This window comes from Roseateles sp. (assembly GCF_044373315.1).
Classification (GTDB): domain Bacteria; phylum Pseudomonadota; class Gammaproteobacteria; order Burkholderiales; family Burkholderiaceae_C; genus JACDQM01.
Genome location: NZ_JBILQK010000103.1, coordinates 1 through 10,361, shown reverse-complemented (window position 1 = coordinate 10,361; position 10,361 = coordinate 1). Strand labels below are relative to the sequence as shown.

The window sequence follows — 10,361 nt, the reverse complement described above, 5'->3', positions numbered from 1 at the left end:
GCAAAGGCGGCGTTGCGGCTTGCGTAAGTCGCCGCTTCCTGCATCGTTCAGCGGCTGCGGGCCTCAACAAGAATCCCTCAACTCAGCATCAGAACCCAGACCGTGAAGCCCATCGACGTACTCGCTGCATTCTTGAAGTCCTACGAGGCCAAGGACATTGATGCCATTGCGGCCCTGCTGGCCGATGACGTGCATCTTCAGGACTGGAACCTTGAAGCGCACGGCAAGGCGGCGGTACTGGCAGAGACACTGAAGAACTTTCGTGAGGCAGCGCAGCTTCAGATTCGGGTTCGACAGTTCTTCGAGGGACATCAATGCGCTGCGGCCCGGCTTCGCATCGTGGTCAACAACTCAGTGGAGCTGGAAGTCGTGGACACCATCGAGCTCGACCTTGACGGCAAGGTCCGGTCCATCCGGGCCTACAAGGGTTAAGCTGCAAGCCGCCTTTCTGCTGTGGCCGCGCTGCCTTGGCGAACTGGTCATCCGGCCGCTGTACGAAGCCGCCAACTGTCTCTGAAACTGCAGCCCTGAATTCAGCCGGGCGCCATGGAAGGCGCGAATCGCGCGGCCAAAGGGAGCGCCAAAGTCGTGTCGTCGTCACGGGCTTGGGGGCCCGCCGTTGAAGTGTGTAGAGATTGAGCGTGATGCGAGCCAAGAGAACCCTGCTGCACATCGTCGCCCTGCTGTTGGCGGCGCTTGCCATTCCTTCGCTGATCGCCACCTCGGCGCGAGCTCAGGCACAGGCGCAGGCCGTGGCACCGCCAGGCTGCGTGGCGGGCGAGAAGCTCGCGTGCGGTTGCCATGTCCGGGTGAAGAACCTCGCGTGCTCGCCTTCCTCCGCACAGCCCGTCGTGCACTTCTTCACCGGGCTCGAAGTGAAGGATCCGCTTCATCTGACGCTTGACGGCCAAGCCATCGAGCTCCCCCACAAGACGCATCGAGGCAACTCAGTGAAGGGGGACAAGCGCGGCCGCTGGATCGACGAGTACGCCTCAGAACGAATCCAGGCGCGGATCTCCTATGCTCCCGGGACGAGCAGCTGTGCCAAGACCAAAGGCGAGTCTTGCGAGTACACGGACTACAAGGCGGAGGTGAGGGTTCAGCAAGCCGGGCGCGCGCCACAAACCTTCCAGGCGATCGCGATGTGCGGCTGCTGATGAGCGCCGCCTGATCGCAGGCCGAGCCTCGCACCCGCGCGCAGCGGGCGCGCCGCTTCAGCGCACGGACGCCTACTTGCGCCCGTAGGTGTCCTCGAAGCGCACGATGTCGTCCTCACCGAGGTAAGAGCCCGACTGCACCTCGATGATCTCCAGCGGCAGGCGGCCCGGATTGGCCAGGCGGTGGGTCTGGCCGAGCGGGATGTAGGTGCTCTGGTTCTCGCTGAGCAGCAGCACCTTGTCGCCGTTGGTGATTTCGGCGGTGCCGGAAACGACGATCCAGTGCTCGGCGCGGTGGTGGTGCATCTGCAAGCTGAGCGAGGCGCCCGGCTTGACCATGATGCGCTTGACCTGGAAGCGCTCGCCCGCGTCGATGCTGTCGTACCAGCCCCAGGGGCGGTGCACCTTGCGGTGCAGGTTCATCTCGCCGCGCTGGCTCTGCTGCAGCTGCTGCACGATCTTCTTGACGTCCTGGCTCTTGCTGCGGTCGGCCACCAGCACAGCGTCCGGCGTTTCGACCACCACCACATCGTCCAGCCCCACCACGCTGACGAGTCGGCTGGTGGCTTGCACCAGGGTGTTGCGGCTGTCGCTGGCGAGCGCGTCACCGCGCAGCACATTGCCGAACTCGTCCTTGGCACCGACCTGCCAGACGGCTTCCCAGGCACCGAGGTCGTTCCAGCCGGCATCCAGCTCGACCATCAGCAGCGGGATGTCGCTGCCGGGGCAGCGCTCCATCACCGCATAGTCCACCGATTCGCTGGGCACGGCGCCGAACTCGGCCTTGCCCGGGCGCACGAACTTGTCGTCCACCTTCCGTGCGGCGAAGGCCTGGCGCGTGGCGTCCAGGATGTCGGGGCGGAAGCGCCCCAGCGCCGCGATCCAGCTGCTGGCGCGCAGCACGAACATGCCGCTGTTCCAGAAGTAGCTGCCTTCGGCCAGATAGCGTTCGGCGGTGGCCAGATCCGGCTTCTCGACAAACTGCGCCACGGCCAGCGCGGCACCTTTCTGCTCGGTGCGGATATAGCCGTAGCCGGTCTCGGGCCGCTCGGGCGTGATGCCCAGGATCACGATGGCGCCATTGGCCGCCTCGCGCACCGCGCGCTGCAGCGCGGCGGTGAAGACCTCGGGCTGGGTGACGGTCTGGTCGGCGGGCGTGACCACCAGCACCGGATCCAGGCCGTCTTCCAGCGCCTGCAGCGCGGCCAGCGTCAGGGCAGGCGCGGTGTTGCGACCCATGGGTTCGAGCAGCACGGCGCCGGGCTCCAGCGCGGTTTCGCGCAGCTGATCGAGCACCAGGAAGCGGTGCTCCTCGTTGCCAACGATCAGCGCCGGCAGCAGGGTCAGGTCTTGCGCTTGCGGGCCCGCCAGATCGGCGATGCGCTGCGCGGCCTGCTGAAACAGGCTGGCATTGCCCTCCAGCACCAGGAACTGCTTGGGGTAGCCGGCGCGTGACAGCGGCCACAGCCTTGTGCCGCTGCCGCCGGCCATGATCACGCCTTGCACCTGAATCTGTTCACCATTCATCACGAGCTCCCATTCCTTGTATGTGCTGCTGTGTTCTCAGGCTGCGGCAAAGCCCTTGGGGTTGAGTTGCTGCCAGCGCCAGCTGTCCTCGCACATGCGACGCAGGTCGTGCCGGGCCTGCCAGCCCAGTCTTTCCAGCGCCAGCGCGGGGTCGGCGTAGCAGGCGGCCACGTCGCCCGGGCGGCGCGGCGCGATGCGGTAGGGTACGGGCCGGCCGCTGGCGGCTTCATAGGCGCGCACCACCTCGAGCACGCTGTTGCCGCGCCCGGTGCCCAGATTGACGGTAATGCCATCGCTGCCGGCCAGCAGGTAGCGCAGCGCCGCCACATGGCCTTCGGCCAGGTCGAGCACATGGATGTAGTCGCGCACGCCGGTGCCGTCCACGGTGTCGTAGTCGTCGCCGAACACGGCCAGCTCGGCGCGCCGGCCCACGGCGACCTGGGCCACATAGGGCATCAGGTTGTTGGGAATGCCGCGCGGGTCCTCGCCGATGCGGCCGCTCTCATGCGCGCCCACCGGGTTGAAGTAGCGCAGGCAAGCGGTCTGCCAAGCGGGGTCGGAAGCGCCCAGGTCGCGCAAGATGGTCTCGCCCATCAGCTTGGTCTGGCCGTAGGGGTTGGTCGCCGAGACCGGTGCATCCTCGCGCAGCGGCAGCGACTCCGGCGCGCCGTAGACCGTGGCGCTGGAGCTGAAGACGATGCGGCTGCAGCCATGGCGGCGCATGGTCTCGCAAGTGTTGATCAGGCCGCCGAGGTTGTTGCGGTAGTAGGCCAGCGGCATCGTGGTCGACTCGCCCACCGCCTTGAAGGCCGCGAAGTGCACCACGGCGGCGATCTTGTGGCGTTCGAACACCGCGTTCATCGCTGCCGCATCGCAGACATCCGCCCGCTCGAACTGCGGCGTCTGCCCAGACAGCTCGGCCAGGCGGTTCAGCACCTCGGGCGAACTGTTGGAAAAGTCATCGACGCCCACCACCTCGAAGCCAGCGGCCAGCAGCGCCAGCCAGGTGTGCGAACCGATATAGCCGGCGGCGCCTGTCAGCAGGATCTTGTTCTTCTTCGTGTTCACGGTCATCCCTTGCTCCCTCTTGTTGTTCATCGCAGTGTCAGCTGGCCATAGCAGCTGGTGCTGCTGGCGCTGTAGTTCAGCACCGCGATCTCGCTGCGGCGCTGTTCGCGGTTGTACTGGCAGCCCAGCTGGCTGTGGCGTGTCGGCTGCCAGCGCAGGCCGATGTTGAAACCCTGCGAGCGCTCGCTGGCCGCGCCGTTGTCGCTGCGGTCCATGCGGCTGATGTTCAGGCCGGCGTCCACCTGCATCTTGGCCGCCAGCGCGTAGCTGGCGCCCAGCTGCAGGCTGTTGGTGACGCGGTTGACTTCGGCGCCCAGCGAGTTGCCGCCCTTGAAGTAGTTCTCCTGCACCGTGTCGCGTGCGATGGCGGTGTTGAGTTTCAGCCGACCGCTGGGCGCCCACTCCCATGCAAGGCGACCGGTCAGGCCGGAAAAGTTGTCGATGCCCGAATTGCTGTTGTCGATCCGGCTCACGCCCAGCCTGGCGTTCAGCGTGCTGGCGGCGCTGGCGGTCCACTCGCTGCTGAGCTCCAGATCCTGGCGCCGATAGTCGTTGGGCAGCACGAAGACCAGCACGCGCGCGTAGCCCTGGCCCTCGGTGTGGCGGCCGGTCAGACCGAAGCGCAGGGCGCCGCTGCTGCGCCAGCCCAGGCTGGCGAAGGCGCTGTCCTGCTTGAAATTGAGCACCCGGTAGGACGCGGCGGAAAAGTCGCGCGTCTGATGTGCCAGGCCGCCTTCCAGCGACAGCTTGCCGGCCAGACCGTAGCGGGCCGAGAACTCCATCAGCTCATTGCGTTCCAGGTTCTTCGCGCGCAAGGGGTCGAGTTCGCTGCTGAGGTTGTACTGGGCCAGATTGCGGGTGGAGCGCAGCAGCAGGCGGCCGGCCAGCTTGTCGAGTGCGGCCCAGTCCATGCCGGCGTTCAGCGTGTAGCCGGCGTGGTCGAGGCTGCGCTCGCGGCGATAGCGGTTGTCGCGCCAGGCGGCATCGGCAAAGAAGCGCTGGCGGCCGAAGGGCTTGTCCAGGCCGGCCAGCAGGCTGGTGGTGAGCACCTCGTCGCTGTTGGGCACATTGGCCTCGGGCAGGCGATACACGTTGGAGACATGGCTCAGCGCCAGCGAGGTTCCCAGATAGAACGGGCTTTTGGCGTCGCCCTGCGCATGGGCGGCGTCCAGGGCCGCGAGTGGCAGGCCCAGGCTCAACGCGAGGCAGCGAAGCACGGCGTGGCGGGAGAGGGGTCGTGGAGTCACGTCGTCAGTCTTCACTCAGTAGGCATTGCGGTCGAACAGCACCAGCCGCGCGGTGCGCGCGATGATCTGAAGATCGAGCGCAAGCGACCAGTTGCGCAGGTATTCCAGATCGTATTCGACCCGGGCTTTCATCTTCTCCAGCGTGTCGGTCTCGCCGCGCAGGCCGTTGACCTGGGCCCAGCCGGTGATGCCGGGCTTGACCTTGTGGCGCACCATATAGGCCTTGATCAGCTGCCGGTATTGCTCGTTGTGCGCGACCGCATGCGGGCGCGGGCCGACGATGCTCATGCGGCCCTGCAACACGTTGATGAACTGAGGCAGCTCGTCCAGCGAGGTGCGGCGGATGAAGGCGCCGAAGCGGGTGATGCGGGGGTCGTCCTTGGTGGCTTGCCGTACCACGGCACCATCGTCGAGCACGCGCATCGAGCGGAATTTGTAGACGATGATTTCCTCGCCATCCAGGCCGTTGCGGCGCTGCCTGAAGATGACTGGGCCGGGTGAGCTGAGCTTGACGCTGATGGCGATGAGCAGCAGCAGCGGCGAGATCAGCAGCAGGATCAGGCTGGCCAGCACCACATCGCTGATGCGCTTGGTCAGCTCATTGGTGCCGGTGAACGGGGTTTCGCAGATGCCGACGACCGGTACGCCGTTCAGGTCCTGCAGGCGACCCTGGATGATGGAGATGCCGAATACATCGGGCACGAAGAACAGCGAGGCTGTGGTGCCCTGCAGCTGCTCCTGCAGTGCCAGGATGCGCGGCTGGGTGCCCAGCGGCAGCGTGATGTAGACCTCGCGCACGCCGTGGCGGCGCACGAAGTGGCTGACGTCGTCCAGCCTGCCCAGCAGCTGGTTGGCGGCTTCGGCGTGCAGGCGGTCGTGCTGGCGGTCATCGAAGAAGCCCAGGCAGACGGAGCCCGAGTCGGCGCCGTCGCGCAAGGCCCGCGCGACCTTGGCGCCGAGGCTGCCGGCTCCGACGATGACGGCCGGCCGGCGGGCTTCGGGCCTGGCGTTGTGCCAGCAGCGGATGCGCCGGCCGATCTCAATGGCGAGGCATTGCAGCAAGGGCGTCAGGCCGACCCACCACATTAGCACGTCATCGTTGAAATAGCTGAAGCTGCTGGTCGCGTACGCGCACAGTGCCAGGATCGACAGCAGCATCAGCCAGGAGCCGAGCACGTTGACGAAGGCGCTGGCCGGATGCTCGCCAAAACGGTTGCGCCCCGGGAAGGTCAGGGCAAAGACCAGCAGGCACAGGACCAGCGTGGAGCGCAGCACCGGCTCGCCGAAGGCCGCATTGACGGCCAGATAGCACAGCACGATCAGCCCCGGTTCAAGCAGGGCGGCGATCAGGGACTCGACCGACTGCGGCGCGCTGTAGAACGTCCTCTTGTAATTCCGGTCCTCAAACATTGTCAGCTGGCTCCAGGCCATTCGCGCCACCGGCGTGGGCCGGGTTCGCCTGCGAGGTTGGCGCTTCATGGCCCCTCGCACGGCACGGATCGCGCGGATTCTCTCGTAAATGCGAGTCGCTCCAAGACCCCGAACCGGGCTGATTCGAGAAGCCCTGCCTACAATCGCCCCCCATGTTGCAAGACTGGTCGAATTTGTTGGCTCCGGCGGTGCAGGATCGCATCTGCCTGATGCTCAACCATGTCATCTCGCGCGAGAGCGTGGCGATGGATCGCCTCAGGCTGTTTGCCGGGCGCCAGGTGCTGGTGCATCTGCGCGGCTGGCCTGCCTTGCTGCCGCCCGCGCCCGATCTGGTGCTGGCGATCACGCCGGCCGGTTTGTTCGAGCGCGTCGATCAGGCGCAGGGCGAGCCGCTGCGGATCGAGATCGACGCGTCCAACCCGGCGCTGATGGCCTTGTCCACGCTCAGCGGGCAGCGTCCCGAAGTCAACGTCAGCGGCGATGTGGCGCTGGCCGGCGCGATCAACTGGCTGATTGAGAACCTGCGCTGGGACATCGAGGATGACCTCGCTGCGCTGGTAGGGCCGATGGCCGCGCATCAGCTGGCGCGCTGGAGCCGCACGGCAGGCGCGGCGCTGGCCGCACTCGTCAAGAGCGCGGCCGCGGTCATGCCCGGCGGACGCGCCAGCGCATGAGGTACTTCTCGCGCCTGCTGGTCATCGTCTGGACGGTGCTGCGCTTCGGCCTCGACGATGTGGCGCTGTCGGGCCTGCCGCAGCGGCGCTTTCGCCTGCTGCACCGCCTGCTCAGCCTGGGTCGCAAGTGGGATGAGCCGCGCGGCGTGCGCCTGCGGCTGGCGCTGGAACGGCTGGGGCCGATCTTCGTCAAGTTCGGCCAGGTGCTGTCGACCCGGCGCGACCTGGTGCCGCCGGACCTGGTGGACGAACTGGCCAAGCTGCAGGACCGGGTGCCGCCGTTTCCAGCCGCACAGTCGCAGGCCCTGGTCGAGAAGGCCTTTGGCAAGCCGGTGAGCGAGCTGTTCGCCACCTTTGACGCCGAGCCGGTGGCCAGTGCCTCGATCGCCCAGGTGCATTTCGCCACGCTCAAGGACGGCCGCGAGGTGGCCGTGAAGGTGCTGCGCCCGGGCATGCTGGACATCATCGAGGATGACCTGGCCCTGCTGCGCACGCTGGCCGGCTGGGTGGAGCGCCTGTCGGCCGACGGCCGGAGGCTGAAGCCGCGCGAGGTGGTGGCCGAGTTCGACAAATATCTGCACGACGAGCTGGACCTGGTGCGCGAGGCCGCCAATGCCGCGCAGCTGCGCCGCAATATGCAGGGCCTGGACCTGGTGTTGGTGCCCGAGATGCACTGGGACTTGTGCAGCCCCGAAGTGATCGTGATGGAGCGCATGTACGGCGTGCCGATCGGGCAGGTCGAGCGCCTCCGCGCGGCCGGCGTGGATTTCAAGAAGCTGGCGCGCGACGGCGTGACGGTGTTCTTCACCCAGGTCTTCCGCGACGGCTTTTTCCACGCCGACATGCACCCCGGCAACATCCAGGTGAGCCTGGCGCCGGCCACCTTCGGCAACTACATCGCGCTGGACTTCGGCATCATCGGTACGTTGACCGAGGTCGACAAGGAATACCTGGCGCAGAACTTCATCGCCTTCTTCCAGCGCGACTACAAGCGCGTGGCCGAGCTGCACATCGCCTCTGGCTGGGTGCCGGCCGGCACTCGGGTGGATGAGCTCGAAGGCGCGGTGCGCGCGGTCTGCGAGCCGCATTTCGACCGCCCGCTCAAGGACATCTCGCTGGGCCAGGTGCTGATGCGCCTGTTCCAGACTTCGCGCCGCTTCAACGTCGAGATTCAGCCGCAGCTGGTGCTGTTGCAGAAGACCTTGCTCAATATCGAAGGCCTGGGGCGCCAGCTGGACCCGGATCTGGATCTGTGGGCCACGGCCAAGCCTTTTCTTGAGCGCTGGATGAACGAGCAGGTCGGCTGGCGTGCCTTCGTTAACCAGATCAAGAAGGAAGCACCGCGCTACGCCCAGCTCTTCCCGGAGTTGCCGCGGCTGCTTCACGATGCACTGAAGCAGCAGGCCTCCGCGAGCGAGGCCAAGGCCTTGCGTGTGCTGCTGCAGGAGCAGCGCCGCACCAACCGCTTGCTGCAGGCCTTGCTCTATGCGGGCATGGGCTTCACGGTGGGCCTGCTGGTGGCGCACATCCTCGTTCAGGCCCGGCCGCTGTTCTGAATGGACGCCGCAGGCGGTGCTAGCCCAGCCACCATCGCCGCCGCTGGCCCGCGCATTGGGGAGTTCTCCCAATGCCCTGGCATTCGTCAGTGCCACGCATTTGGGGATAATCCCGCCGGCCCGAAATACTGCTGCCTGCATGGATGCAGGCGCAGGGGCCGCAGCCCCGATTTGTTCGGACATCCCCAAACCTCGCAAAGCTCTGAATCCAGGCCTCGGTCATGAACAACACCCTGATCGCTTTCGTCGTGCTTTACATGCTGGGAACTCTGGCCATTGGGGTCTGGGCCGGCAGTCGTGTCAAGAACACCGCTGACTTCGCCATCGCAGGCCGCAGCCTGCCCCTGTTCATGGTGGTGACGACGACCTTCGCCACCTGGTTCGGCGCCGAGACGGTGATGGGAATCCCGGCCAAGTTCGTGCAAGGCGGCTTGAATGCCATCGTCGAGGATCCCTTCGGCGCCGGCATGTGCCTGATCCTGGTCGGCATGTTCTTTGCCGCCAAGCTCTATCAAAAGAACCTGCTGACCATCGGCGACTTCTACCGCGAGCGCTATGGCAAGGGCGTGGAAATCTTCTGCTCGTTGGCCATTATCCTGAGTTACCTGGGTTGGGTTGCAGCGCAGATCACCGCGCTTGGCCTGGTGTTCAGCGTGCTGACCAACGGTGCGATGAGTCCGGCCGTCGGCATGGTCGTCGGCACCCTGGCGGTGCTGATCTACGTGGTCGTCGGTGGCTTCATGGCGGTGGCCTGGACTGACTTCATCCAGATGATCGTGCTGGTGATCGGCTTGCTGGCCATCGCCTTCTTCGCGGCCGATCTGGCCGGCGGTGCGGGTGTGGTGCTGGACATGGCGGCACAAAAGGAGTTGTGGAACTTCCTGCCAGCTCCCAGCTTCCACGATGTGGTGTTCTTCTTCGCTGCCGCCATCACGATGATGCTGGGCTCGATTCCGCAGCAGGACGTGTTCCAGCGCGTGATGTCGGCCAAGGATGCCAAGACGGCGCAGCGCGGTGCGGTCATCGGTGGCGCCAGCTACATCTTGTTCGCCTTCGTGCCGATGTTCATCGTGCTGGCTGCGGTGGTGGTGATGGGCAACACGGCCCTGGATTTGGCGCAGAACGACTACCAGCGTGTGCTGCCAGCCTTCATCATGGGCCACATGCCGCTGGTGATGCAGATCCTGTTCTTTGGTGCGCTGCTTTCGGCTATCAAGAGCACCAGCTCAGCTACGCTGCTGGCGCCGTCCACCAGCTTTGTCGAGAACATCCTCAAGCAGATCCGGCCCGGCATGAGCGACAAGCAGCAGCTGCTGGCCATGCGCGTGACGATCGTCGTGTTTGCGGCTTGCGTGCTGATGTACGCGATTGCTATGCAAGGCACGCCCATCTATGAGCTGGTTAGCTCCGCCTACCAGGTCACCCTGGTCGGCGCCTTCGTGCCGCTGCTGCTGGGCCTGTACTGGAAGAAGGCCACCACCCAGGGCGCGATCTTCTCGATCTTTGCCGGTATCTTCACCTGGCTGCTGTTCTTCCCGCAGGTGACGACCTGGGGCGAGGTCTTCCCCGGCCAGCTGGCCGGCCTGCTGGCTGCATTTGCCGGCATGCTGTTTGGATCGCTGGCGCCGCAGTGGCTGAAGAACCGGCACCTGCACAAGCGCCATGTGGAGGGGCTGCCTGACGAGGCGGCTGCTTGAGCGG

9 protein-coding genes are annotated in these 10,361 nt (G+C 65.9%); 5 read left to right on the top strand and 4 right to left on the bottom strand.

What is annotated here, in order from left to right:
• The first annotated feature begins 102 nt into the window (after positions 1–102).
• Complete coding sequence (locus tag ACIQ67_RS17205; protein WP_397535603.1) at positions 103–432, top strand: nuclear transport factor 2 family protein; 330 nt, start codon at positions 103–105, stop codon at positions 430–432.
• Between the two features lie 212 nt (positions 433–644).
• Complete coding sequence (locus ACIQ67_RS17200; RefSeq protein ID WP_397535602.1) at positions 645–1,157, top strand: hypothetical protein; 513 nt, start codon at positions 645–647, stop codon at positions 1,155–1,157.
• 72 nt (positions 1,158–1,229) lie between these two features.
• Here ACIQ67_RS17200 and ACIQ67_RS17195 read toward each other — a convergent pair whose 3' ends face one another.
• From ACIQ67_RS17195 to ACIQ67_RS17180, 4 genes are read right to left on the bottom strand one after another with little or no spacing between them, the layout of a single operon-like run.
• Positions 1,230–2,684, bottom strand: coding sequence for a mannose-1-phosphate guanylyltransferase/mannose-6-phosphate isomerase (locus tag ACIQ67_RS17195; protein ID WP_397535601.1), 1,455 nt, complete (start codon positions 2,682–2,684; stop codon positions 1,230–1,232).
• 36 nt (positions 2,685–2,720) lie between these two features.
• Positions 2,721–3,758 (bottom strand): UDP-glucose 4-epimerase GalE, encoded by a 1,038-nt coding sequence (gene galE / locus ACIQ67_RS17190; RefSeq protein ID WP_397535600.1) that lies wholly within the window; start codon positions 3,756–3,758, stop codon positions 2,721–2,723.
• 20 nt (positions 3,759–3,778) lie between these two features.
• A complete protein-coding gene (locus ACIQ67_RS17185) occupies positions 3,779–4,999 on the bottom strand; it encodes a hypothetical protein (RefSeq protein ID WP_397535599.1) in 1,221 nt (406 codons plus the stop codon).
• 15 nt (positions 5,000–5,014) lie between these two features.
• Positions 5,015–6,409: an undecaprenyl-phosphate glucose phosphotransferase gene (locus tag ACIQ67_RS17180; protein ID WP_397535598.1), complete on the bottom strand. Its 1,395-nt coding sequence runs from the start codon at positions 6,407–6,409 to the stop codon at positions 5,015–5,017.
• Between the two features lie 173 nt (positions 6,410–6,582).
• Between ACIQ67_RS17180 and ACIQ67_RS17175 the strand changes: the two genes are divergently transcribed.
• From ACIQ67_RS17175 to ACIQ67_RS17165, 3 genes are all read left to right on the top strand, one after another.
• Positions 6,583–7,104 (top strand): hypothetical protein, encoded by a 522-nt coding sequence (locus tag ACIQ67_RS17175; protein WP_397535597.1) that lies wholly within the window; start codon positions 6,583–6,585, stop codon positions 7,102–7,104.
• Complete coding sequence (gene ubiB / locus ACIQ67_RS17170; protein ID WP_397535596.1) at positions 7,101–8,660, top strand: ubiquinone biosynthesis regulatory protein kinase UbiB; 1,560 nt, start codon at positions 7,101–7,103, stop codon at positions 8,658–8,660. The genes ACIQ67_RS17175 and ubiB overlap by 4 nt, the downstream gene beginning before the upstream one ends.
• A gap of 221 nt (positions 8,661–8,881) precedes the next feature.
• Positions 8,882–10,357: a sodium:solute symporter family protein gene (locus ACIQ67_RS17165; RefSeq protein WP_397535595.1), complete on the top strand. Its 1,476-nt coding sequence runs from the start codon at positions 8,882–8,884 to the stop codon at positions 10,355–10,357.
• The last annotated feature ends 4 nt before the right edge of the window (positions 10,358–10,361 follow it).

What these genes read in the sequence shown, in the direction of transcription:
- ACIQ67_RS17200 (WP_397535602.1), top strand. Translation starts at nt 645, where the DNA reads ATGCGAGCCAAGAGAACCCTGCTGCACATCGTCGCCCTGCTGTTGGCG.
- ACIQ67_RS17195 (WP_397535601.1), bottom strand. Translation starts at nt 2,684, where the DNA reads ATGAATGGTGAACAGATTCAGGTGCAAGGCGTGATCATGGCCGGCGGC.
- galE (WP_397535600.1), bottom strand. Translation starts at nt 3,758, where the DNA reads ATGACCGTGAACACGAAGAAGAACAAGATCCTGCTGACAGGCGCCGCC.
- ACIQ67_RS17180 (WP_397535598.1), bottom strand. Translation starts at nt 6,409, where the DNA reads ATGTTTGAGGACCGGAATTACAAGAGGACGTTCTACAGCGCGCCGCAG.
- ACIQ67_RS17175 (WP_397535597.1), top strand. Translation starts at nt 6,583, where the DNA reads ATGTTGCAAGACTGGTCGAATTTGTTGGCTCCGGCGGTGCAGGATCGC.
- ubiB (WP_397535596.1), top strand. Translation starts at nt 7,101, where the DNA reads ATGAGGTACTTCTCGCGCCTGCTGGTCATCGTCTGGACGGTGCTGCGC.
- ACIQ67_RS17165 (WP_397535595.1), top strand. Translation starts at nt 8,882, where the DNA reads ATGAACAACACCCTGATCGCTTTCGTCGTGCTTTACATGCTGGGAACT.